The organism is Conexibacter woesei Iso977N (assembly GCF_000424625.1).
Classification (GTDB): Bacteria; Actinomycetota; Thermoleophilia; order Solirubrobacterales; family Solirubrobacteraceae; genus Baekduia; species Baekduia woesei_A.
In genome coordinates this window covers 1,794,304-1,817,647 of record NZ_AUKG01000002.1, presented here as the reverse complement: position 1 = coordinate 1,817,647, position 23,344 = coordinate 1,794,304, and the positions used below count along the sequence as shown (strand labels likewise).

At 72.3% G+C, this 23,344-nt stretch carries 26 protein-coding genes; 23 read left to right on the top strand and 3 right to left on the bottom strand.

Annotated elements, in window-relative coordinates; genetic code table 11:
• The first annotated feature begins 486 nt into the window (after window positions 1-486).
• From H030_RS0121185 to H030_RS0121145, 9 genes are all read left to right on the top strand, one after another.
• Window positions 487-1,290 (top strand): TlyA family RNA methyltransferase, encoded by an 804-nt coding sequence (locus H030_RS0121185; protein ID WP_027007582.1) that lies wholly within the window; start codon window positions 487-489, stop codon window positions 1,288-1,290.
• Window positions 1,287-2,147, top strand: coding sequence for an NAD(+)/NADH kinase (locus H030_RS0121180; RefSeq protein ID WP_027007581.1), 861 nt, complete (start codon window positions 1,287-1,289; stop codon window positions 2,145-2,147). The genes H030_RS0121185 and H030_RS0121180 overlap by 4 nt, the downstream gene beginning before the upstream one ends.
• A gap of 141 nt (window positions 2,148-2,288) precedes the next feature.
• A complete protein-coding gene (recN, locus tag H030_RS0121175; RefSeq protein WP_027007580.1) occupies window positions 2,289-3,944 on the top strand; it encodes a DNA repair protein RecN in 1,656 nt (551 codons plus the stop codon).
• The gene (locus tag H030_RS0121170) at window positions 3,941-4,309 is read left to right on the top strand and encodes a hypothetical protein (RefSeq protein ID WP_027007579.1); all 369 of its coding nucleotides are present in this window, start codon (window positions 3,941-3,943) and stop codon (window positions 4,307-4,309) included. The genes recN and H030_RS0121170 overlap by 4 nt, the downstream gene beginning before the upstream one ends.
• Before the next feature lie 210 nt (window positions 4,310-4,519).
• Window positions 4,520-4,834, top strand: coding sequence for an ArsR/SmtB family transcription factor (locus tag H030_RS0121165; RefSeq protein WP_035128062.1), 315 nt, complete (start codon window positions 4,520-4,522; stop codon window positions 4,832-4,834).
• Window positions 4,831-5,664, top strand: coding sequence for a DUF899 domain-containing protein (locus H030_RS34090; protein ID WP_081690994.1), 834 nt, complete (start codon window positions 4,831-4,833; stop codon window positions 5,662-5,664). The genes H030_RS0121165 and H030_RS34090 overlap by 4 nt, the downstream gene beginning before the upstream one ends.
• Window positions 5,661-5,822, top strand: a complete 162-nt coding sequence (locus H030_RS39800) for a hypothetical protein (RefSeq protein ID WP_196809211.1) — start codon at window positions 5,661-5,663, stop codon at window positions 5,820-5,822. Before H030_RS34090 ends, H030_RS39800 begins: the two co-directional genes overlap by 4 nt.
• A complete protein-coding gene (locus tag H030_RS37665; RefSeq protein WP_051223306.1) occupies window positions 5,819-6,274 on the top strand; it encodes an SRPBCC family protein in 456 nt (151 codons plus the stop codon). Before H030_RS39800 ends, H030_RS37665 begins: the two co-directional genes overlap by 4 nt.
• 66 nt (window positions 6,275-6,340) lie before the next feature.
• Window positions 6,341-6,733, top strand: coding sequence for a VOC family protein (locus tag H030_RS0121145; RefSeq protein WP_027007577.1), 393 nt, complete (start codon window positions 6,341-6,343; stop codon window positions 6,731-6,733).
• A 115-nt stretch (window positions 6,734-6,848) separates the two neighbouring features.
• Here H030_RS0121145 and msrB read toward each other — a convergent pair whose 3' ends face one another.
• Window positions 6,849-7,253 carry a peptide-methionine (R)-S-oxide reductase MsrB gene (msrB, locus tag H030_RS0121140; RefSeq protein ID WP_035128061.1) on the bottom strand — a complete coding sequence of 135 codons (405 nt, stop codon included), beginning with the start codon at window positions 7,251-7,253 and terminating at the stop codon, window positions 6,849-6,851.
• 105 nt (window positions 7,254-7,358) lie between these two features.
• On the opposite strand from msrB, the gene H030_RS34080 reads away from it, so the two are divergent.
• Genes H030_RS34080 through mutM form a run of 11 tightly spaced genes read left to right on the top strand, consistent with a single transcriptional unit; the run spans window position 7,359 to window position 18,045 of the window.
• Window positions 7,359-9,050 (top strand): CTP synthase, encoded by a 1,692-nt coding sequence (locus H030_RS34080; protein WP_081690992.1) that lies wholly within the window; start codon window positions 7,359-7,361, stop codon window positions 9,048-9,050.
• Window positions 9,047-10,216: a M20/M25/M40 family metallo-hydrolase gene (locus H030_RS34075; protein ID WP_051223305.1), complete on the top strand. Its 1,170-nt coding sequence runs from the start codon at window positions 9,047-9,049 to the stop codon at window positions 10,214-10,216. Before H030_RS34080 ends, H030_RS34075 begins: the two co-directional genes overlap by 4 nt.
• Entirely contained in the window at window positions 10,213-10,767 is a 555-nt protein-coding gene (locus H030_RS0121125; RefSeq protein ID WP_027007575.1) for an NUDIX hydrolase, read from the top strand. Before H030_RS34075 ends, H030_RS0121125 begins: the two co-directional genes overlap by 4 nt.
• A 54-nt stretch (window positions 10,768-10,821) precedes the next feature.
• A complete protein-coding gene (locus tag H030_RS0121120; RefSeq protein WP_051223303.1) occupies window positions 10,822-11,379 on the top strand; it encodes an RNA polymerase sigma factor in 558 nt (185 codons plus the stop codon).
• Window positions 11,376-12,653 (top strand): hypothetical protein, encoded by a 1,278-nt coding sequence (locus H030_RS0121115; RefSeq protein WP_027007573.1) that lies wholly within the window; start codon window positions 11,376-11,378, stop codon window positions 12,651-12,653. Before H030_RS0121120 ends, H030_RS0121115 begins: the two co-directional genes overlap by 4 nt.
• Window positions 12,650-13,924 (top strand): hypothetical protein, encoded by a 1,275-nt coding sequence (locus tag H030_RS0121110; protein ID WP_027007572.1) that lies wholly within the window; start codon window positions 12,650-12,652, stop codon window positions 13,922-13,924. Before H030_RS0121115 ends, H030_RS0121110 begins: the two co-directional genes overlap by 4 nt.
• A 36-nt stretch (window positions 13,925-13,960) precedes the next feature.
• Window positions 13,961-14,359, top strand: a complete 399-nt coding sequence (locus H030_RS0121105) for a hypothetical protein (RefSeq protein ID WP_027007571.1) — start codon at window positions 13,961-13,963, stop codon at window positions 14,357-14,359.
• Window positions 14,360-14,405: 46 nt separating this feature from the next.
• The gene (xerD, locus tag H030_RS0121100) at window positions 14,406-15,359 is read left to right on the top strand and encodes a site-specific tyrosine recombinase XerD (RefSeq protein WP_051223301.1); all 954 of its coding nucleotides are present in this window, start codon (window positions 14,406-14,408) and stop codon (window positions 15,357-15,359) included.
• A 53-nt stretch (window positions 15,360-15,412) separates the two neighbouring features.
• The gene (locus H030_RS0121095; protein ID WP_027007569.1) at window positions 15,413-15,970 is read left to right on the top strand and encodes a hypothetical protein; all 558 of its coding nucleotides are present in this window, start codon (window positions 15,413-15,415) and stop codon (window positions 15,968-15,970) included.
• Complete coding sequence (locus tag H030_RS0121090) at window positions 15,967-17,160, top strand: phosphopentomutase (protein ID WP_027007568.1); 1,194 nt, start codon at window positions 15,967-15,969, stop codon at window positions 17,158-17,160. The genes H030_RS0121095 and H030_RS0121090 overlap by 4 nt, the downstream gene beginning before the upstream one ends.
• Before the next feature lie 39 nt (window positions 17,161-17,199).
• Window positions 17,200-18,045 (top strand): bifunctional DNA-formamidopyrimidine glycosylase/DNA-(apurinic or apyrimidinic site) lyase, encoded by an 846-nt coding sequence (mutM, locus tag H030_RS0121085; protein ID WP_027007567.1) that lies wholly within the window; start codon window positions 17,200-17,202, stop codon window positions 18,043-18,045.
• On the opposite strand, the gene H030_RS0121080 is transcribed toward mutM, so the two are convergent.
• Window positions 18,029-18,289, bottom strand: a complete 261-nt coding sequence (locus H030_RS0121080) for a glutaredoxin domain-containing protein (RefSeq protein WP_027007566.1) — start codon at window positions 18,287-18,289, stop codon at window positions 18,029-18,031. The genes mutM and H030_RS0121080 overlap by 17 nt on opposite strands.
• 27 nt (window positions 18,290-18,316) lie before the next feature.
• Between H030_RS0121080 and recO the strand changes: the two genes are divergently transcribed.
• The 3 genes from recO to H030_RS0121065 are packed head-to-tail and all read left to right on the top strand — an operon-like array spanning window position 18,317 to window position 22,378.
• Window positions 18,317-19,039 (top strand): DNA repair protein RecO, encoded by a 723-nt coding sequence (gene recO / locus H030_RS34070; protein ID WP_051223299.1) that lies wholly within the window; start codon window positions 18,317-18,319, stop codon window positions 19,037-19,039.
• A gap of 13 nt (window positions 19,040-19,052) precedes the next feature.
• Window positions 19,053-21,707 (top strand): pyruvate, phosphate dikinase, encoded by a 2,655-nt coding sequence (ppdK, locus tag H030_RS0121070; RefSeq protein WP_027007565.1) that lies wholly within the window; start codon window positions 19,053-19,055, stop codon window positions 21,705-21,707.
• A complete protein-coding gene (locus tag H030_RS0121065) occupies window positions 21,704-22,378 on the top strand; it encodes a sulfite oxidase-like oxidoreductase (protein ID WP_196809210.1) in 675 nt (224 codons plus the stop codon). Before ppdK ends, H030_RS0121065 begins: the two co-directional genes overlap by 4 nt.
• A gap of 11 nt (window positions 22,379-22,389) precedes the next feature.
• Here the strand turns inward: H030_RS0121065 and H030_RS0121060 are convergent, their stop codons facing one another.
• Window positions 22,390-23,313, bottom strand: a complete 924-nt coding sequence (locus H030_RS0121060; RefSeq protein ID WP_155892184.1) for a zinc-binding dehydrogenase — start codon at window positions 23,311-23,313, stop codon at window positions 22,390-22,392.
• Window positions 23,314-23,344: the final 31 nt, after the last annotated feature.

Below are 23,344 nucleotides of genomic sequence, written 5' to 3'. Positions count from 1 at the left end.
GGGGTCGGGGGCGCGGTGGCCGCCAAGGCAGCGTGCTCGGCCATCGCTTGGATCCTCGGCCACTGGGACCGGTTTCTTCAGCCCAACTGGCCGAGGATCGGAGCAGCGTCCGCCCGACCACCGGGGTTCTGACACCCGGCTTGACACCGCCGCGCCTCCGAGCGCCCACGCGCCACGCCGCGCCACCTCGACACCGCCGCCCCTCCAGGCCACCGCGCGTCTTGCGGCGTTTAAAGAGAAACGGCCCACCGGGAGAGGTGGGCCGCTTCAGGGGAGGAGAGATACTGCTATGTGTCGTATGTGGGTCCGGCTCCGAGGAGCCGGCGAGCGATGAGAGAAGTTTTGGGTCCTGCTCGGCGCCGCCCTGGCCGCCGTCGTCATCTGCTCTGAAACACACTATGCCCGCTGTTGCGGGACGACACTGTGATAGGGGACACAGTGAACTCCTGACCAGTGTTAGGGAGCCCCGCCGAGTACGGTGTCGCGGTGGTCAAGGTCCGGTTGGACACCCTGTTGCATCAGCGCGGGCTCTTCGACTCGCGGTCGCGCGCGGCCGCGTCGGTCATGGCCGGCGAGGTGCGCGTGCGGGGCGAGCGGGCGAGCAAGGCGGGGCAGTTGGTCGACGAGGACACGGAGCTGTCGGTCGACGAGAAGCCGCGCTTCGTCTCGCGCGGCGGCACCAAGTTGCACAACGCGCTCACCCGCTTCGGGATCTCACCCCGCGGGCGCAAAGCCCTCGACGTCGGCGCGTCCACCGGCGGGTTCACGGATGTTCTCCTACAAGAAGGGGCAGACCATGTCATTGCCTATGACGTGGCTTACGGCGAGCTCCACTGGTCCCTGCGCACGGACGACCGCGTGACGGTCGTCGAGCGCGCCAACGCGCGGCGCATGACGCCCGACGAGCTGCCCTACGCGCCCGACCTGATCGTCAGCGACGTGTCGTTCATCTCGCTCACGAAGGTCCTGCCCGCGGTGCTGGCCTGCGCGTCGCCGGACCGCTTCGACTGCCTCGCGATGGTCAAGCCCCAGTTCGAGGTCGGCCGCGACAAGCTCGGCTCCGGCGGCGTCGTCCGCGTCGCGCAGGACCGGATCGACGCCTTCATGTCGGTCGCGCGCGCGACGCGCGACGCCTCCGGCTGCGCGGTCCTCGGCTTCGCCTCCTCCGGCCTGCCCGGGCCGAAGGGCAACCTGGAGTCCTTCGTCTGGCTCGCGGAGCCCGGCCGCGAGGGCGCACTCGACGACGACGGCATCGCGGCAGCGGCCGCAGCAGTGGAGGATCCCCAGTGAACGGCGGCAGCGTGAAGCTCGCGACGGTCATGACCCACGGGCGCCCGTCGCAGACCGCGGCGGCGCTGGAGTCGCTGCGCCTGGCCGCGGTCGACGCCGGCTTCGTCCTGCGCTTCGATCGCGAGGAGGTCGGCAAGCACGGCCTCGCCAAGGCGCCCGGGCTCGACCTCGACGCGCCTCTGAGCGACGACGTCGATCTCTGCGTCGTCCTCGGCGGCGACGGCACGATCCTGCGCGCGCTGCGCCGCTACGCGGGCACGTCGGTCCCGGTGTTCGCGGTGAACTTCGGCGAGGTCGGGTTCCTGGCGACGATCGACCCGGACGAGGTCGGCGAGGGCTTCGCGAAGGCGTTCCGCGGCGAGTTCGAGGTGATGACGCTGCCCGCGCTGGCGCTCGAGATGCCCGGCGGCGACCAGGCGGCGATCAACGACGTGTCGTTCCACCGCAAGGTCGGGGAGCGCGTCGCGACGCTGGCCTACGTCGTCGACGGCCAGGAGGTGGGCCGCGTGCGCTGCGACGGCCTGGTGATCTCCACGCCCGCGGGCTCGACGGGCTACAACCTCGCCAACGGCGGCCCGGTCCTGGCGTGGGGCGTGGAGGGCTACGTCGTGTCGTTCATCGCGCCGCACTCGCTGACCGCCCGCGCGCTGGTCGTCTCGCCGGACGACGTCCTGGAGGTCCACAACCGCGGCCTGGAGCCGGTGGACGTGTCGATCGACGGCCGCCCCGCGGGCGAGCTGTCGCCGGGCGAGGCGCTGGCGTCGCGGTTCGTCAGGGAGGCCGCGGACCTGGCCCAGCTGCCGGGGTCGTCGTTCTACCTGCGCGTGCGCGAGCGGTTCGGGCGCCTGGCGTCGTAGACGCGACGCGCCGCGCCGCGTAGCCGCACGGCCGCTTCTTCGAGCCGAGACGCGCTCGGTCTGTTGCGAAAGTGCGTTCGCTTCGTTGCAATTCGACGTGCGAACGCGTGTTCGTCCGACGGGCCTGTTAGACCTCCACGCGTGCTCCACGAACTGCGCGTCGAGAACCTCCTCCTCATCGAGCGGGCCGAGTTGCGGCTCGCGCCGGGCCTCAACGTCCTGACGGGCGAGACGGGCGCCGGCAAGACCGTGCTGGCCCACGCGCTGGACCTGCTGCTCGGCGGGCGCGCGCGTTCGGGGATCGTGCGACCGGGGGCGGCTGAGGCCTATGTCGAGGGCATCTTCGACCTGCCGGACGGGCTGCGCGCGCTGCTCGGCGACCGTGTGGCTCCGGACGCCGAGGAGCTGGTGCTCGCCCGCCGCGTGTCGGCGGAGGGACGCACGCGCGCGTACCTGAACGGGCGCTCGGCGGCGGTCGCCGACCTGCGCGAGGCGGCCGAAGGGCTGATTGCGTTCTACGGCCAGCACGAGCACCGCAAGCTGACGCTCGCCTCGTCGCAGCTGGAGCTGCTCGACGGCGCCTGCGGCCCGGCCCAGGCGGGGCGGCGGGAGAAGTACATGAACCTGCACCTGCGCGTGCGCGAGCTGGAGGGGTCGCTGGACGCGCTGCGCGAGCGCGCGGGCGCGCGCGACCGGGAGCTGGACCTGCTGCAGTTCGAGCTGGCCGAGATCGAGGCGGCGGAACCGTCGACCGAGGAGGAGGCCGAGCTGACCGCGCGCCGGGACCGGCTGCGCCACGTCGAGGCGCTGCGCGCCGCGGCGTTCGGCGCGTCGGAGGCGGTCGTCAGCGACGAGGGCGGGGTGGCCGGGGTGCTGGCGGCGGCCGGCGGGCTTCTTGATGGTGTCGATTCCTTGGATCCGGCGCTGGACGCGCTGTCTGCGCGCTGGCGCGCGCTGGCGATCGAGGCCGACGACCTCGCGGCGGAGCTGCGCTCGTACGGCGAGGGTCTGGACGGGGAGGACGGCGCGGGCCTCGACGTGATCGAGGAGCGGCTCGCAGCGTGGGACCGGCTGAAGCGCAAGCACGGTGGCTCGATCGAGAGCGTGCTCGCCTACGGGGCGGAGTGCCGCTCGCGGATCGCGGAGCTGGACCATGCGGAGGTCGCGCTGGAGGAGGCGCAGGCGGAGCTGGCGAGGGCGGTCGAGGCACGGGGCGCGTTGGCCAAGGACCTGCACAGGGCGCGTGCGAAGGCGGCCAAGACGCTGGCGGTCGACGTCCGCACCCGGCTCGCCGACCTCGCGATGGAGTCCGCGACGTTCACGATCGAGCTGGGCGAGCGCGAGGCCGGCCCGACCGGCACCGACGCCGTGGAGTTCCTGATCTCGCCCAACCCGGGCGTGCCCGCGGCGCCGCTGCGCGAGACCGCCTCCGGCGGCGAGCTGTCCCGCGTCATGTTGTCGTTGTTGGGCTCCGCGAACGCCGAGTCCGACGCGGTGCTGGTCTTCGACGAGATCGACGCCGGCATCGGCGGCCACACCGCCCGCGCGGTCGGCGAGCAGCTCCGGACGCTGGCGTCCGGCCGTCAGGTCGTCTGCATCACCCACCTGCCGCAGGTCGCCTCGATGGCGACGCGCCACTTCTCGATCTCCAAGTCCACCAACTCGGACACGACCATCACGACCGTCACCGAGCTGGCCGAGAAGCAGGTCGTCTCCGAGCTGGTCCGGATGCTCGGCGCACCCGCGGACGACGTCGCAGCCCGCCGCCACGCCAAGGAGCTCCGCAAGGCCGCATGACCGCCGCCTCCGCGCAGCGCATCTCCGCCGACCCCAAGACCTACATGACCGCAGCAGACCTCCTCCAGATCCACTGCCTCCTCGACCGGGAGGCGAACGACCTCACGGTCCAGCTCGAGCTGCACTACCTCCGGACCGGGGCCACCGCCGCCTCGATCCTGACCGGCCCCCGCCTCTCCGGCTTCGACCCCTCGTTCATCCCGTCGACCGAGTCCTTGTCCTCCATCATCGCGACGTTCCTGATGGACGCCACCCTCGACCTCCACATCGACGGCATCGAGCTCCTCAACGACGAGCCCATCCACGGCACCACCTTCGAACCCACACCCTCAGCCCGAGCCCTCATCTCCACCCGCATCATCTGAACCACCGCAGCACCTCCACCGGCGCGCCGCCTCATCTCGCGCCGCCCAGCTCGGGCCGCCTAGCTTCACGTCGCGCCGCATCACTCCGCGCTGACTCTCCGCGCCGCCTCGCCTCGCGCCGCCGTCTCTCCTCGTGCACCGTTGCTCCGCCGCGCCAACCCCGGGGCGAGGTGCTTGACGGCCCAACGACGCCGGGCTATCGTTAACCACATGGTGAACGATCCGTTCAAGGCGCTCGCGCATCCGATCCGGCGAGGCATCGTCGAGCGGTTGGCCGAGGGGCCGGCGACGGTGGGGGAGGCGACGGCGGGGTTCGGGGTCTCGAAGCCCGCGATCTCCAAGCACCTCAAGGTGCTCGAGGAGACCGGCGTCGTCACGCGGGCGGTGGTCGGGCGGACGCACCGGCTGTCGCTCGAGCCCGCCGTCCTCAGCGAGGCCGCTGACTGGATGGATCGCCAACGGGCCCTGTGGGGCCGGCTGTTCGATGTCGTCGACGACTACCTCAAGGAGCAGGATCCGTCATGAACCTCCCCGCCACCGTCTCGCCCACCGAGTGGGAGACCGCTCGCCGCGAGCTCCTCGTCAAGGAGAAGGAGCACACCCGCGCCGGCGACGCCGTCGCCGCCCAGCGCCGCCGCATGCCGCGCATGCTCATCGAGAAGGACTACACCTTCCTCGGCCCCGACGGCCCGATGTCGCTCGGCGACCTCTTCCAGGGCCGCCGCCAGCTGATCATCTACCGGTTCTTCTTCGAGCCGGGCGTCGCTCGCTGGCCCGAGTCCGGCTGCCCGGGCTGCTCGATGATGGCCGATCAGGACGCGCACCCCGCGCACATCAACTCCCGCGGCATCACGTTGGCCTACATGTCGCGTGCGCCGCAGGAGGATATCGCCCGCTACCGCGCCCGCATGGGCTTCCGCGACGTCCCGTGGGTCACGCTGACCGACGACTTCGACGCCGACATGGGCGTCGACGAGTGGCACGGGACCAACGTCTTCATCAAGGACGACGACGGCCGCATCTACCGGACCTACCTCATCAACAACCGCGGCGACGAGCGCCTCGGCTCGACCTTCTCCTACCTCGACATCGCGCCGTTCGGTCGGCAGGAGGAGTGGGAGGACTCACCCGCCGGCTACCCCCAGGACGGCGCCTACGCCTGGTGGCGCCTCCACGACGAGTACGAGCCCGACATCGACCCCTGGGACGGCAAGTTGGAGGAGAAGATCGCCCTCAACCAGGAGCACTCCCGCCGGACGAGCGAGGCCGCCGCGGAGGCGGAGAGCGACGATGCGGCCGGCGGCTGCGCCTGCACGCCCGCGGCGGACTCCCAGGCGGCAGAGGCGGCGCGGTGATCCTCGCGCATGTGGCCGGGGTGCCGGTCGAGGAGATGCTGATCCCGTCGGCGGCGGGGTCCGGGACCGCGTTGCTGATCGCGCGGACGTGGCTGTCGGTCCGGCTCGCGCGCAGGGAGCGGCGGGCCGCCGAGCGAAGGGGGAGACTGCAGAAGTGAGCGCCGACCTGACCCTCAACATCGAGCGGACCTACGCCGCGCCGCCCGACCGCGTCTTCGACGCGTGGACCAGCGAGGAGGTCCTGCGCCGCTGGTTCCACGCCGAGCGCGAGTGGGACACGCCGGAGGCGTCGGTCGACCTGCGCGTCGGCGGCGAGGTCCGTGTCGTCATGCGCAACCCCGCCACCGGCGACGAGTACGGCGGCGGCGGGCGCTACACCGAGATCGACCCGCCGCGCCGCCTCGCGTTCACCTGGCTCTGGGACAACCAGGGCACCCGGACGCTGATCCAGCTCGACTTCGCCGAGACGGACGACGGTGGCACCCACGTCGCCTTCACCCACACCGGCCTGTGGGACGAGGAGGCCGTCCGCGACCACCGGGAGGGCTGGACCAACTGCTTCAACAACCTCGCCGCCGCGCTCGACGGCGCCCCGGAGCCGGGGCGATGAGCGGCCGCCCGGAAGTTCTTTTCCGGACGGCGATGAGTTCCGGGGTCGTTCGGGGTCTATAGGGGCATGAGCGATCTCACGCAGTCCAAGACCACCGTCAACAACCTCGGGGTGGCGATGTTCACCGTCTCCGATGTCGATGCGGCCATCGACTTCTACACCAGCAAGCTGGGGTTCGAGGTCCGGACGGACGTCACCTTCGGCGACCCCGATCAGGGTGGCCGCTGGGTCGAGGTGGCGCCGCCGGGCTCGACGGCCCGCCTCGCCCTGAACCCGCCGATGAACGGCCAGCCCGGCGGCAGCTCGATCGGCCTCGAGACCCCGGACCCCGCCGCCGAGCGCGAGCGCCTCATCGCCCTCGGCGTCGAGCCCGGCGACCTGATGGACATGCCCGGCACGCCCCCGATGTTCTCCCTCACCGACGCCGACGGGAACTACGTCTGGATCGTCGGCGTCTAGCCATCCCCACCACCGCCGCGCGCCGTCCTGCTCCCCAGGGACGGCGCGCGGCGCGCCCCGGAGAGGCGGCCGCGCGCAGCGGGAGCAGAACGCGTGCGGAGCGGGGCGGGCGTGCCTAGGCGGCGGTGCCCGCGTCCAGGTCCATCGCGCAGGAGTTGATGCAGTAGCGCATCCCCCCGCGGTCGCGCGGGCCGTCGTCGAAGACGTGGCCCAGGTGGCCGCCGCACTTGGCGCAGACGGCCTCGGTCCGGATCATCCCGTGGGAGTTGTCCGGACGCAGCTCGACGCTGTCGGCGACGGCCGGGTCCGTGAAGGACGGCCAGCCGGAGCCGGAATCGAACTTGTCATCGGAGCGGAACAGCTCGGCGCCGCAGCCGGCGCACTTGTAGACGCCGGGCGTCTTCTCGTCCACGTACTTGCCCGTGAACGGCGCCTCGGTCGCCTGCTGACGCAGCACGGCGTACTGGTCGGGCGAGAGCTCCTCGCGCCACTGATCCTCGGTCTTTGCGATCTTGTCCATGTTCCTAAGTCTCAGGTCGGGCGTCTCACATTACGCCGTCCGCCATTCCGGCTACCCTCGGGGCCTGGATCGTGACCCACCTTCGAACGCCAGAGACGAGCGCCGATGCCTGACGCCCAGCACCGCAAGACCCGATACATCTTCGTGACGGGCGGTGTTGTCTCCTCGCTCGGGAAGGGGATCGCCGCCGCGTCGATCGGACGGCTCCTCGTCTCGAAGGGCTTCACCGTCGGGATCCAGAAGTTCGATCCCTACATCAACGTGGACCCCGGGACGATGTCGCCGTACCAGCACGGCGAGGTCTTCGTGACCGAGGACGGCGCCGAGACCGACCTCGACCTCGGCCACTACGAGCGCTACACGGACTCCAACGCGTCCCGCGCGTCGAACGTCACCGCGGGCGGGATCTACAACTCGGTCATCCGGCGTGAGCGCCGCGGCGACTACCTCGGCGGTACCGTCCAGGTCGTCCCGCACATCACCGACGAGATCAAGCACCGCATCAAGCTGATCGGCGAGACCAACGACGTCGACTTCGTGATCACGGAGATCGGCGGCACGGTCGGCGACATCGAGTCGCTGCCGTTCCTGGAGGCGATCCGCCAGTTCCCGGTCGACGCCGGCCGCAGGAACACCATGTTCATCCACCTCACCCTCGTGCCGTACATCGGCCACGCGGGCGAGCTGAAGACGAAGCCGACGCAGCACTCGGTCAACGAGCTGCGCCGCATCGGGATCCAGCCCGACATGCTGCTCTGCCGCGCCGAGAACGAGCTCGACCTCGACATCCGCAAGAAGATCGCGCTGTTCGCGTCGCTGCCCGCCGAGGCCGTCGTCTCCGCGATCGACGTGGACAACATCTACAAGGTCCCGCTCTGGTACGCCGAGCACAACGTCGACGACTTCATCTGCGAGTACTTCGGGATCGAGGACGCGCCGAAGGCCGACCTCGCCGACTGGGCCGACCTGATGCAGCGCGCGGCCGATGCGACGCAGATCGTCAAGATCGCGCTCGTCGGCAAGTACGTGGCCTTGGAGGACGCGTACAAGTCGTGCTCTGAAGCTCTCAACCACTCGGGCTTCCATCACCAGTGCAAGGTCGAGATCGACTGGGTGGACTCCGAGACGCTCGACTCCGACGAGGAGGCGCTGCGCCGCCTGCAGGGCGCCGACGGCATCTTCGTCCCCGGCGGCTTCGGCGGCCGCGGCATCGAGGGCAAGATCCGCGCCGCGCGCGTCGCCCGCGAGCAGAAGATCCCGTACCTGGGCGTCTGCCTGGGCATGCAGATCGCGGTGTGCGAGTTCGCGCGCCACGTCGCCGACATGCCGGGCGCGAACTCGACCGAGTTCGACATCGAGACCGAGTGGCCCGTCATCGACCTCCTGCCCGAGCAGAAGGAGGTCTCGGACCTCGGCGGCACGATGCGCCTGGGCGCCGACCCGGTGAAGGTCCACGCGGGCACCGCCGCGCACGACATCTACGGCGAGGCCGTGATCTACGAGCGCCACCGCCACCGCTACGAGGTCTCGATCTCGCTGCGCAAGCGGCTGGAGTCGGCGGGCCTCGTGGTCTCCGGCACGTCGCCGGACGAGCGCCTGGTCGAGATGGTCGAGCTGCACGACCACCCGTTCTTCGTGGCCTCGCAGTTCCACCCCGAGTTCAAGTCCCGGCCGGAGCGGCCGGCCCCGCTGTTCCGCGAGTTCGTCAAGGCCGCCCTCGGGCGCGCCAACGAGGAGCACCCGGAGGGCGAGGTCCGCGCGTCGCGGGCGGAGCCGGCGGGCGCCGAGGCGCGGTGAGCGACGCCGCGGCGCCGCCGCGGGCGACGGAGGCCGAGCGCGCCCGCCTGGGCGCGCTCTTCGCAGAACTGTGCGCGATCCCGTCGCCGTCGGGCGACGAGGCGCGCGTGCGCGCGCGGGTCGTCGAGGTGCTCGGGGGCGCGGGCTGGGCGTGCGAGCAGGACGCGGCGGGGAACACGCTGGCGCGGCGCGCAGACGCGCGCGGAGGCGAGGGCGGGGCGCCGAGCGTCCTGCTCTGCGCGCACCTGGACACCGTGCAGCACCACGGCGTCCCGATCGAGCCGGTCCTGGTCGAGCCGCAGGACGAGGACGGCGAGCCGTTCTGGGAGAACGCCAACGAGGCGATCCTCGGCGCCGACAACAAGGCGGCGCTGGCGATGCTGCTGGTCGTCGCCGAGCGGATCGGGACGACGCTGTGGACCGGCCCGGAGGTCGAGCTGCTGTTCACGGTGGAGGAGGAGCCCGCGCTGGCGGGCGCCAAGCAGTTCGACGTCTCCGGGCTGCGCAGCGACTTCGGCTACGTCTTCGACCACGCCACGCCGATCGGCGGGATCGTCGTCGCCTCGCCGACCTACTACCGCTTCGAGGCCGAGCTGCGCGGCCGCGCCGCCCACGCGGGCATCGCGCCGGAGGACGGCCGCAACGCGATCGTCGCCGCCGCCCACGCGATCGCGTCGATGACGACCGGCCGGATCGACGCCGAGACGACGGCGAACATCTCCTACGTGAACGGCGGGACCAGCGACACCACCAACATCGTCGCCGACCGCTGCGTCGTCGTCGGCGAGGCGCGCTCGCTCGACTCCGACAAGGTCGAGGCGGTCGTCGCCGAGCTGGTCGACCGCCTCCACGACGCCGCCAACGAGCCCGAGCACGAGTGCGACCTCGACGTCATCGTCGAGCGCCTCTTCGAGGGCTACCGCCACAAGCCGGTCTCGCCCGCGATCGCGGCCGCCGAGCGCGCGCTGCAGCGCGCCGGGCACGAGCCCGCGCACATCGTCTCCGGCGGCGCGGCGGACGCCAACGCGTTCCAGGCCGCCGGCTTCCACACCGTCAACCTCGCCAACGGCACCGAGTGCGCGCATCAGACCGACGAGCGCGTGACGGTCGCGGCGCTGGAGGGCATGCTGGACGTCGTGTACGCGTTGCTGGAGGAGGTTGCATGAGCGGCGAGGACCGCAGGTTCGAACGCGTCGGCAGCGACCTGCTGCACGACGGCCGGATCCTGACCGTCACCAACGACCACTTCCGGTTCCCGGACGGCAAGGTCGTCGACCGCGAGATCGTGCACACGTCGGGCGCCGCGGCGATCGTGGCGATCGACGACGACCACGTCTGGCTCGTCCGCCAGCCGCGCGAGCCGATCGACGACCCGGACTCGCTGGAGGTCCCGGCCGGGCGCCTGGACCCGGGCGACGAGTCCCCGCTGCACTCCGCCCAGCGCGAGCTGGCCGAGGAGATCGGCAAGGTCGCCGACACCTGGACGCCGCTGAAGATGTACTACTCGTCGGTCGGCTTCGCGACCGAGGCCGTCCACCTGTTCCTGGCCGAGGGCCTGCGCGACGCCGAGGGCGAGCACGACTCCGGCGAGGACGAGCGGATCGAGATCGTGCGCTGGCCGCTGGACGACCTCGAAGGGCTGTACGCCGAGGTCAGCGACTCCAAGACGCTGCTGGGCCTGCTGCTCTACGAGCGTCTGCGCCGGCATCCGCGCTGACGCGCGGGCGCGTTCGTTCGTCACAGCCCAGCCGGGTCGTTCGTATCAGGATCCGTGGCCGCCGAGACGCCCACCGACGCCGCGTTGCTCGCGGCCACCGCGCAGGACCCCGAGGCGTTCGGGGTCTTCTACCGGCGCCACGTCCGGGCGGTCCTGGCGTTCCTGATCGCGCGCACGCGCAACACGGAGGTCGCGGCGGACCTGTGCGCCGAGACGTTCGCCTGCGCGCTGGAGCAGGCCGGTCGCTACGACGCCGCCCGCGGCCCGGCGCGGGGCTGGCTGTTCATGATGGCCTCGTCGCGGCTGGTGGACTCGGTTCGCCGCGGCCGCGTCGAGGACGCCGCCCGCAAGCGTCTCGGCATCCCGCCGCGGGCGCTGACCGACCGCGACCTGGAGCGGATCGAGGAGCTGGTCGACGTGGGGCGGGGGATCGACATGTCGTCCTTGCTCGCCGACCTGCCGGACGAGCAGCGCGAGGCGATCCTGGCGCGGGTGGTCCAGGAGCGCGAGTACGGCGACATCGCGGCGGAGCTGCAGGTCTCCGACGCGGTGGTGCGCCAGCGGGTCAGCCGCGGGCTGGCCGTCCTGCGGACGCGGATGGGGGCGCGATGAGCGCGGAGTTCTTCCTGGACGGGCTGGAGCGCGACCTCGTCGAGGCCGCCGCCCGGAGCAACGCCGTCGCGCGCGGCGCCGCGCCGTCGGGCGCAGCGACGGCGCGGAGGACCGGCGGGCGTGCGGGCGCGGCGGCGCGCGGGCGGCGCCGGCCGCCGATGCGGACGCTGGCGGTGGCGGCGGCGCTGGTCACCGTCGGTGCGGCGAGTGCTGCGGGTGGGACGTTGCTGGCGCTGCGCGGCGCGGTGATCCCGACGGCGTCGGACACGCCGCCGGAGCAGGTCGCCGCGCCGGGGACCGCGCGGGTCGCGAGCTTCCGGCTGGCGGATCCGGGACGGGGCAAGCTGCCGTGGACGGTCCGGGTCGCGCGCAGCAGCAAGGGTGGGCTGGTGTGCTCGACGGTCGGGCAGGTCGACGCGACGGGGCGGTTCGGGCTCGTCGGCAACGACGGCAGGTTCCGGGTCTTCGACGCGGGCGTCAGCGACTCGTGTGGCGCGCCGCAAGGCAAGGACATCACCTTGATCGGCGCCCGGATCTTCGACGCGCCGCGCGACGCGGACGCCCGGACGGTCGTCAGCGGCGTGGGCGGCGCGAACCTCCGCAGCGTCACGCTCGCGCTCGCCGACGGGACGGCCGCGCGTGCGCTGCCGCTCGACCACGGCACGTTCGCCGCGGTCCTGCGTGGGTATCCCGAGGACCACGGGATCCGCGTCACGCTGAGGTTCGCCGGCGGCCACCGCGAGACGCGCGCGTTCGGCATCGGGCCCAACGTCGTCGCGGCCCCGAACGGCGGCGGCGCGTGGCGGCTGGAGAACGTCAGCGTCGCGAGCTCCGGATCGGTCCACAGCGCGCTGGCGGGCGCGAGCTGCGCGTACTTCCAGCGCGCGCGGATCAGCAACGAGAACACGATCAGCCCGCAGGTCTGCGCGCGGCTGAAGGACGGGCGCGGCTGGTTCTTCGCGGCCCGGCGCCTGTCGCAAGCGACGGTGCACACGACGCTCGGCCCCGTCCCGACCGGCCACTGGCCGCGCGGCGCGGCGCCGGTCACGGCGCTCTGGGGCCAGGCCGGCAGCGACGTGCGCCGCGTCTCCTACACCGTGCCCGGCGGCGGCGCGCCCGAGCGCCCGCTCGCGCTGCAGCGCAACGGCGGCGTCCTGCTGATCCTCCCGCCGAGCGTCGACCCCGACGCGGTCGTCCTGCACCTCCACCTCGCCGACGGCCGCGTGATCGACGCCCGCGGCGACACCAACCTCATCGACACCAACAAGCCATGAACAAGCTCCTCCTCGGGATCATCTTGGGGTTGTTGGCCGGCGTCGTCGCGGCGATCGCGATCCCGCGCCACCACGACACCGCGAGCGCCAACGCCACCGCCACGCCGTCCGGCCGCCCGGCCGCGCCGCACGACCAAGTTGTACGCCTCGGAAAGCCCGAGACCGCGACCCAGGGCAGCGCGACGCTGCGCCCGGTCGGCGCGGCGACGATCGAGGCGACCGCGCACGATCCGCACGGCGGCCCGGACTGGGCGGTCCGCGTCTACCGCGGCGAGCGCGTCCTGACGCCGCGTATGCGCCAGCAGGGCACCGACGGCGTGATCGGCCACCTCAAGTGCGCGCAGCTCGGCCGGATCCACGACGGTAGGTTCGGCTGGCTCGACGCGCGCGGCACGTTCCGGCCGACCCCGCCGCAGTGGGGCACGTCGAGCGTCGTCTGCTCCACGCCGAACGCCGCCGCGCCGCTGATCGGGACGCTCTCGCCGATCACCGACCCCGACGCCTCCGCGGCGCGCGTCCGGTCCACGATCGTCTGGGGGATGGCGGGGCCCGACGCGCGCACGGTCCGGATCAAGGTGTCCAACATCTCGGCGACGACCCAGCGCGCCACGCCGCACCACGCGTTCCTGATGGCCTTGCCCGCCCGCTTCGGCCAGCACGACGTCCATGTTGGTGTGGTGTACAACAACGGCCACACCGCCTCCGGGCCGGCCAACACGGATCGCATCACGCTCGTCGCCCGCGCGCCGGACCCCAACGGCGGGCTGCCCTACGGGCTGGTCACCGCGCCGTCGATCGTGCCCGGGGGAGCGGCGCGCGGCGAGACGTGCCTGTTCGGCGGCGGCGTCCGGGTCGTCGGCGACCGCGCCGGGGCGGTCGACTACCGCCGCGACGTCCTCAGCGAGCTGGAGGTCAACGGCGGCGGCGGGTGCGGAAGCGACGCGCAGGCGCTGAGGAAGATGACCTGCCTGCCCGGGATCGCCTCCGGGACCGGCGACACCGCCAGCGAGGGCGGCGACACCGGCGGCACGGGGCGGGTCGCGCGCCGCACCCAGCGCAGCCGGACGACGATCACGATGCGCTGCGCGCCCGGCGTCGACCGCGTGACGCTCCAGACCCCGCGTGACGTCCGGACGCTCGTCCTGTCGCCCACCGCCCACGCCGCCCTTGCCGTCTACGACGGCCAGTTCACGACCGGCGGGATCCGCTGGACCGCGCACTTCCAGGACGGCCACACGAAGAGCGGCGCGGTGCCCGACGTCGGGTTCTGACCGTCACCTTCGCGGCGAGCCGCGCGTTCACGGAGCATGGCCCTCTCCCGCAAGCTCCCCATGATCCTGGCCCTCGCCGCCGTCGCCGTCCCCACGGCCGCCGGCACCGCGCAGGCCGCCGTCAAGAACCCGCAGGCCGACGCCGCGATGCGCAAGGGCATCCGCGACGTCGCGCGCCTCGAGGCCGACAACGCCAAGGCCACCAACATCCGCGTCGCCTGCGTCCCGGTCCCGAAGGTCAACGACAGGAAGCCGTGCTCCGGCTCGTTCGACCTCACCAAGGACGGCAGGACCGCGCACTACGTGCTGACCAAGCAGGCCCGGACGTTCCGGATCTCTCCCGGCGCGATCGAGTACCGCGTCGCGGCGCGCGCCACGCCCAAGCAGATCGCGGGCTTCCCGGCCCGCACCGACCTGCTCGGCTTCCTGCAATAACGCCCGCACCGCGAGGACACGGCCGGCCGGTCCCGAACAACCCGGCATGGCCGTCCTCCCGGCAGCGTCCGACACCCGTGCGCGAGCCCTCGAGCACCACATGCTCGACTTCCTCGCGTACCTGGAGTTCGAACGCGGGCTCTCCCGCAACACGCTCGAGGCCTACCGCAGCGACCTGCTGCAGTTCGGCACCTACCTCCGCGAGACCGACACCGACGTGCTGGAGGCCCAGCACTCCGACCTCGCCGGGTTCCTGGACACGCTGGCGGCCGGGACCGACGACAGGCCCGCGGCGCGGCCCGCGACGCTGCAGCGCAAGGCCGCGTGCCTGCGCTCGTTCTACCGCCACCTGCGCCGCGAGAACGTCGTCACGCACGACCCGACGGCCGACCTGCGCGCGCCGCGCAAGTCCCAGAAGCTTCCGAAGGTCCTGTCGCGCGGCGACGTCGACCGCCTGCTGCGCGCGCCGAGGGGCACCGAGCCCGGCGCGCTGCGCGACCGCGCGCTGCTCGAGCTCATGTACGCCTGCGGCCTGCGCGCGAGCGAGGCGATCGACCTGGAGGTCGGCGACGTCGACCTCGACGCGGGCGTCCTGCGGGCGCGCGGCAAGGGCTCCAAGGAGCGCCTCGTCCCGGTCGGGCGCGAGGCGATCGCCGCGGTCCGGATCTACCTGGAACGCGGGCGCGCGCTGCTGACCGCGACGACCGACGACCGCCACCTGTTCGTCAACCGGCGCGGGACGGGCCTGACGCGTCAGGGGCTCTACAAGATCGTCCAGCGCCACGCGCGCTCGGTCGGGCTCGAGGACCGGATGAGCCCGCACACGCTGCGCCACACCTTCGCGACGCACCTGCTGGCGGGCGGCTGCGACCTGCGCGCCGTCCAGGAGATGCTCGGCCACGCCGACATCGCCACGACGCAGATCTACACCCACCTGAGCGCGGAGCGGTTGAAGGACGTGTACTTCAACGCCCATCCGCGAGCGGGTGGCGGCGCCTGAGCGCTGAGACAGACGTCCAGTCGCTCCGGGCCGCGTGTCACGCTGTGCGGCCCATGCGACGGTCACCTGCCTACGTCCTGACGGCCGCGCTGTGCGGCGCCGCGGCGCTCGCCGGCTGCGGCTCGTCCTCCGATTCCGGGAAGACGACCACCACCGCGCAGGTGACGGGCGCGTTCCCGAAGGCCGGGATCACGTTCACGCCGCCGGCCGACTGGTCGGTGGATGCGGGCTCCGGGCACCTCGTCGCGACCGCGCAGGCGGGCAGCGCGACGGTCGCGATCTGGCGCTACCCGCGCACCGAGACGCTGCCGAAGTCCAAGCTGGAGCTGCAGGCCGCGCGCGACGCGCTCGTCGACGCCTCGCTCAAGCGCGACGCCTCGTTCGAGAAGATCAAGACCGCCGCGACGACGATCGCCGACGCGCCTGCCGTCCAGATCCGGGCGCGCGAGCAGATCGCCGGCCAGCCGCGGACCGTGCGCTCGACGCACATCTACGCCGACGGCGCCGAGTACGTGATCGACGCCTACGCGGACGCCGACTCGTTCCGGGCGGTCGACGCGAAGGTGTTCCGCCCGCTGCTGCGGTCGGTGCACGTATCGTCTGCTGAGTGACCGACTCCAAGCCCCGCCGCCGCGCCGTCGTCGTCGTCCTCGATGCCTGCGGGGTCGGTGAGCTCCCGGACTCCGCGGAGTACGGCGACGCGGGCGCGGACACGCTGACGCACGTCGCGCAGGATGCGGGCGGGCTGACGCTGCCGAACCTCGGCGCGCTGGGGCTGGGCAACATCACGACCGTGCTCGGCGTCCCCGCGGCCGGCGCGCCGGTCGTCCACGGGCGGCTGCACCCGATCGGGCCGGGCAAGGACTCGACGACCGGGCACTGGGAGCTGATGGGGACGATCACCCCGGCGCCGCTGCCGACCTACCCGGACGGCTTCCCGGACGCCGTGCTCGCGCGCCTGCGCGAGGCGACCGGGCGCGAGTTCTGCTGCAACAAGCCGTACTCGGGGACCGAGGTCATCGACGACTTCGGCGAGCACCACCTGAAGACCGGCGAGCTGATCCTGTACACGTCGGCCGACTCCGTGCTGCAGATCGCCGCGCACGACGACGTCGTCAGCGAGCCGGAGCTGCACGAGCTGTGCGCGAGGATCCGCACCGTGATGACCGGCGCCGACGCGGTCGGCCGCGTGATCGCGCGGCCGTTCACGGGCGCGCCGGGCGCGTTCGAGCGCACGACGGGGCGCAAGGACTTCAGCGTCGACCCGCCGTCGCGGACCTACCTCGACGAGCTGGCCGCCGACGGCGTCCCGGTGCACTCCGTAGGCAAGGTGTATGACCTGTTCGCCGGGAGGTCGATCACCGAGGCGCACAAGGGCAAGACCAACGCCGACGGCCTCGCCGCGACGACCGCGTTGTTGCAGGACCTGGACCACGGGCTCATCTTCACCAACCTGGTCGAGACCGACCAGCTCTACGGCCACCGCCACGACGTCGCGGGCTTCGCCCGCGCGCTGCGGGCGATCGACGACGAGGTCGCCGTCTGGCGGGAGCTGCTCGGTCCGGACGACCTCCTGATCCTGACCGCCGACCACGGCGTCGACCCCCGCTCGGCCCACACCGACCACACGCGCGAGCACGTCCCGCTGCTCGCCGCGTCGCCCTCGGTCCCGGACGGCCACCGCCACGACGGCCCGATGTCCGACGTCGGCGCGACCGTCCTGCAGTGGCTCACCGGCCGCGAGGCGCCCGAGCTTCCGGGCGCGCCGTTCCTGGCGCGCGGCATCAACGCCGCGGGCTAGAGGTAGGCGCCGACGCGGCGCCTACCCTTGAGGGCGAAGATGCCCGAGCTGCCCGAAGTCGAGACGATCCGCCGTCAGCTCGCGCCCCATGTCGAGGGGCGGGTGGTCGAGCGGTTGGAGGTGCTCGACCGGGCGCGGTTGACGCTGCCGCTGGACCCGGAGGCGGTCACCGACGCCGTCGAGGGGCGGACGATCGAGCGGCTCGGACGGCGCGGCAAGTACTTCATCTTCGAGCTGACCGACGAGGTGTTCCTGCTCGTCCACCTGCGGATGACCGGGAACCTGCTGCTGGACCCGGCGCCCGACACGCCCTACCAGCGCGCGGTGTTCACGCTGAGCGACGGGCAGGTGCTGCGCTTCTGCGACCCGCGACGGTTCGGGACCTTCGAGCTGGCGCTCGGCGGAGAGGCGCTGGACGCGTTCTTCGCCGGCAAGCTCGGGATCGAGCCGCTCGGCGACGAGCTCGACGGCACCGTCCTGCGCGCCCTCGCGCGCCATCGCAAAGCACCCGTCAAGGCGTTCCTGCTCGACCAGCGCCACGTCGCGGGCGTCGGGAACATCTACGCCGACGAGGCGCTGTTCCGCGCGGGCGTCCACCCGCTGCGCCCGGCGGGCACGCTCAGGCGCGAGCAGTACGACGCGCTCGCCCAGGCGGTCAAGGACGTGCTGAACGCCGGGATCGACGCGGGCGGCTCGACGATCGACGACTTCCGCCATCCCGACGGCGTGTCCGGCGCGTTCCAGAACGACTTCCTGGTGCACCTGCGGCGCGACGAGCCGTGCCTGACCTGCGGCACGACGATCAAGAAGCTCGTCGCGGCCGGCCGGGGGACCTACGTGTGCGAGTCCTGCCAGCCGCGGCCGCGCGTCAGGCGGCCGCGATGAGCTGCGCGAGGCGGCCCGATTGGTCGGCCGCGAGCGTCTCCTGGAACCCACCGACGAGCTCGTCGTTGATGATCACCTGGGGGAAGCTCATCATGCCGGTCCTCTGCAGGAGCTCCGCACGACCGGCGGGATCCCGGGCCAGGTTGATCTCGGAGTACTCGATCCCGCGGGCGTCGAGCAGCTGCTTGGCGCGGGCGCAGAACGAGCACGGGTCGGTGGTGTAGACGGTGACTTCGGCAGCCATGACTTCACAAAGGATAGCGAGGGCCTGATGGGCGGCTCGCTGAAGACCGAGGCCGTCGTGCTGCGCTCGATGCGCTACGGCGAGGCCGACCGGATCCTCCATCTCTACACCCCGGAACGCGGCCGGATCAGCGCGATCGCCAAGGGCGTGCGCAAGACACGCTCGCGCTTCGGCGGGCGCCTGGAGCCGTTCTTCCAGCTGCGGCTCGTGCTGCACGAGGGCAGGTCGGACCTGCTGACCGTGACGAGCGCCGAGACCGTCGAGGGCTACGCGCGCCTGCGCGAGAGCGGCGCCGCGATCGAGGCGGCGTCCCGCGCGTGCGACGCCGTCAACCGGCTGTTCGGCGAGGCCGAGGCGAGCGCGCCGGTCTTCTACCTGCTGTGCAACGAGCTGGGCCTGCTCGACGGCGACCCCGCGTTCGCCGGCCACGCCAACCAGCTGCAGTTCCGCATGAAGCTGCTGGTCGCCGCGGGCCTGGCGCCGCAGCTGTCGGCGTGCGCCGCGTGCGGCGAGCGCGACCACCTCGTCGGCTTCTCCGGCGCGGCGGGCGGCGTGGTGTGCGCGTCGTGCGAGGGCGGCGGCTTCCCGCTCGCCGCCGAGGCCCACGACTTCCTGACCGAGACGCTGGCCCGTTCGCTCTCCGATCCGCCTGCCGGGACCGAGCGCGCGCTGCGCCAGGCCGAGCGCGCGATCGGCGAGACGGTCGAGCACCACGCCCACGTCCGTTTGCGCGCCGCCGCGCACGGATAGGCTGCGGCGCCATATGGGCGACGCCGAGAAGTGGGTCTACGAGTTCTCCGAGGGGTCGCGCGACATGCGCGACCTGCTGGGCGGCAAGGGGGCGAACGTCGCCGAGATGACGCGCGTCCTGGGGCCGGAGCGGGTGCCCGCGGGGTTCACGATCACCACGGCGGCGTGCGTGGCGTACATGAACGCCGAGCAGGCGTTCCCGGAGGGGTTGGACGACCAGGTCGCGACCGCGCTGCGCGCGCTGGAGGAGCACGCCGGCAAGCGGCTGGGCGACCCGGGCGACCCGCTGCTGGTCAGCGTTCGCAGCGGCGCGCGCGAGTCGATGCCGGGGATGATGGACACGGTCCTGAACCTCGGGATGAACGACGAGTCGGTCGCGGGGCTGGCGGAGAAGACCGGCAACGAGCGCTTCGCGTGGGACTCCTACCGGCGCTTCGTGCAGATGTACGGGAACGTCGTCGTCGGGATCCCGGGCGAGAAGTTCGAGGACGCGATCAAGGCCATCAAGAAGGATCGCGGCGTCAGGGACGACACCGAGCTGGACGTCGGCGCCCTGCGGGAGCTCACGTCAACGTTCAAGGGCTATTACGACTTCCCGAGCGACCCGCAGGACCAGCTGGCGGGCGCGATCCGGGCGGTCTTCGACTCGTGGCTGGGCAACCGCGCGGTCGAGTACCGGCGCATCAACCGCATCCCCGACGACTGGGGCACGGCGGTCAACGTCCAGCAGATGGTGTTCGGCAACAAGGGCGACACGTCCGGGTCGGGCGTCGCGTTCTCGCGCGACGAGGTGACCGGCGCGCCCGAGCCGAGCGGCGACTTCCTGCCCAACGCGCAGGGCGAGGACGTCGTCTCCGGCGTCCGGACGCCGCGCGACATCCGGGAGCTGAGGGAGTGGCAGCCCGAGGTCCACGAGCAGCTGTTCTCGATCCTGCGCCAGCTCGAGCAGCACTACGGCGACATGCAGGACACCGAGTTCACGGTGGAAGAGGGCAAGCTGTACATGTTGCAGACGCGCAACGCCAAGCGCCCGGCGCAGGCGGCGGTGCGCTTCGCGGTCGACGCGGTCGGCGAGGGGCTGCTGGACAAGGCGCAGGCCCTGATGACGATCGACGCCGAGAAGCTCGACGCGCTGCTGCACCCGACGTTCGACCCGGACGCGTCCTACGACGTGCTCGCGCGGGGCGTCGCCGCCTCGCCGGGCGCGGCGAAGGGGACGATCGTCTTCCGCGCCGACGACGCGGTCGCCGCGGCGGCCGATGGCAAGGACGTGGTGTTGGTCCGGCCGTTCACCGAGGCCGACGACGTCGCGGGCTTCCACGCCGCCAAGGGCGTCCTGACCGCCGAGGGCGGCAAGGCGTCGCACGCCGCGCTGGTCGCGCGCGGGATGGGCGTGCCCGCCGTGACGGGCGCCGGGGAGCTGGAGATCGACCCGGCCGCGGGCGAGGTCCGGCTGGACGGCAAGGTCGTGCTGCGCGAGGGCGACCTGGTGGCCATCGACGGGACGACCGGCACCGTGACCACCGAGGACGTCGAGCTGATCGACCCGGTGGTCAGCGACGAGTTCAACACCGTGTTGAGCTGGGCCGACGAGCTTCGGCGCCTGGACGTCCGGACCAACGCCGACACGCCGGAGGACGCGGCGAAGGCCCGCGAGTTCGGCGCGCAGGGGATCGGGCTGTGCCGGACCGAGCACATGTTCTTCGGCGAGGACCGCCACGAGAAGATGGTCCGGACGATCCTCGCGGGCGACGACGAGGAGCGGAAGGCCGCGCTCGGCGAGCTGCTGCCGCTGCAGCAGGGCGACTTCGAGGGGATCTTCGCGGCGATGGACGGGCTGCCGGTGACGATCCGGCTGCTCGACCCGCCGCTGCACGAGTTCCTCCCGAAGCTGCACGACGTCGAGGCACGGCTGGAGCGCGCGCGGGTCGAGGTCAGCGACGAGGTGCCGGCGCTGGAGCGCACCTACGAGCGGGTCCGCGCGCTGCAGGAGGTCAACCCGATGCTCGGCACGCGCGGCGTTCGGCTCGGGATCCTGTACCCGGCGATCTACGCGATGCAGGTCGAGGCGATCATGAAGGCCTTGGTGAGCGCCCGCGAGGACGGTCGCTCTGTCCACGCGGAGATCATGGTGCCCTTGGTCGACTACCGCCGCGAGCTGACGCTGATGCGCGAGCTGATCGAGGGGATCGGCTCCGACCACGACCTGACCCGGGGCGAGGACTACTCGATCGGCACGATGATCGAGCTGCCGCGTGCGTGCCTGCAGGCCGACGACATCGCCCACGAGGCCGACTTCTACTCGTTCGGGACCAACGACCTGACGCAGACCGCGCTGGGGTTCTCGCGCGACGACATCGAGGGGCGGATCCTCGCGCGCTACATCGAGATGAGGGTCTTCGATCGCTCACCGTTCGAGACGTTGGATGGTCCGGGTGTGGGCCAGCTGGTCCGGATGGGCGCGTGGCTGGGGCGCAAGACCAAGAACACGCTGAAGCTGGGTGTGTGCGGGGAGCACGGCGGGGACCCTGACTCCATCGACTTCTTCCATCACAGCGGGATCGACTACGTGTCGTGCTCGCCGTACCGCGTGCCGGTCGCGCGGGTCGCGGCGGCGCAAGCGACGATCCGCAACGTCGATCCGGACAGGGAGGGGCGCGGGTCTTGAAGCTCACGCCCAGCGTGTTCGGGGAGCGGGGCAAGAAGCGGGCGGTGAAGCTCGGGATCGACCCTGCGCGGCTGCCGCCGGGGCAGTCGCCGACCGTGAAGTGGCCGGTGCTGACCGTCGGGCCGATGGGCGACGTGGAGACCGACCGCTGGTCTCTCGCGTTCTACGGCGAGGTCGAGGAGCCCTACGCGCTGCGGTGGGACGAGTTGCTGGAGCTGGAGCAGGTCCAGCAGGTCAGCGACCTGCACTGCGTGACGCGCTGGTCGCGGTTCGACACGGCGCTGCAAGGTGTACGGGTCGGTCCGCTGCTGGAGCGGGCGCGACCGCGGGCGTCGGCGACGCACGCGCTGATCCACTGCTTCGGCGGCTACTCCACCAACCTGCCGCTGGACGCGCTGCGGGATCCCGACGTCCTGATCGCCACGCATGCCGACGGTGAGCCGCTGGCGCCCGATCACGGCGGTCCGGCGCGGCTGGTCGTGCCGTCGCGGTACCTGTGGAAGTCGGCGAAGTGGGTCCAGTCGATCGAGCTGCTCGACCACGACGAGCCGGGGTTCTGGGAGCGCAACGGCTACCACAACGACGGCGACCCGTGGACCGAGCAGCGCACGCACGAGGACCCGATGGCGTTCCGGACGCTGCGCCGGCGGGCGCGCGGCGTGGCCGAGTAGTTGTTGGGGTCCTAGTCGACGGTCAGGACGGCCTTGCCCCTGATCTCGCCGTCGAGGAGCTTGGTGACGGCGTCGGGGGCCTGCGTCCAGGACTCGGTGTGGGACGCGTCGACCGTGAGGTCGCCGGTGGCGACGAGGTCTGCGAGGCGGCCGAGGTCGGCGGCGGTGGTCCGGGTGTGCTCCAGCTCGGCGAAGATGAACAACCCGTACAACTTGGCGCGGGGCGCGCGGCGGAAGAAGAGGCCGGCGGGGTAGGAGACGGGCTCCTGGATGGTGGAGGCGTAGGAGACGACGGTCCCGCCGGGCGCGATCCGCTGCAGCGCGGCGCCGAGGAGGTGGGCGCCGACGCCGTCGAGGATGACGTCGAAGGTGTCGCCCTCGGGGTCGAGGGTGTTGAGCACCTCGTGAGCGCCGAGTTGTTCCAGGCCTTCGCCGCGGCGCGCGATCGCGGTGACGTGGGCGCCGGACAGGCGGGCGAGCTGGAGCGCGAAGAGGCCGACGCCGCCGGAGGCGCCGGTGACCGCGACGCGCTTGCCGAGCAGCAGGCCGGCCTGCTCGTAGGCACGCAGGGCGGTGAGGCCGGCGACAGGGAGCGTGGCGGCCTGCTCGAAGGTGACGGCGTCGGGGAGCGGCGCGAGGGTGTCGGCCGGGACGTTGACGCGCTCGGCCCAGGCGCCGGGCGGGTACTTGACGCCGACGACGCGGGTGCCTTCCTTGGGGCCGCTGCCGTCCTCGGCCGCCTGTGCGACGACGCCAGCGAGGTCCCAGCCGTGGATGCTGCCCGGCGTCGCGGAGGCGAGCCCGTTGCTCTCGCCGCGGTTGAGGCTCAGCGCACGGACCTCGACGACGGCCTCGCTCGGCAGCGGGGCGCGGGGTTCCGCTACCTCGGCGAGTTCCACATGCGGTTGGTCGGCGGTGACGACGAGCGCTCTCATCGTCACGACGCTAGCGCGCGTTGCATGTGGC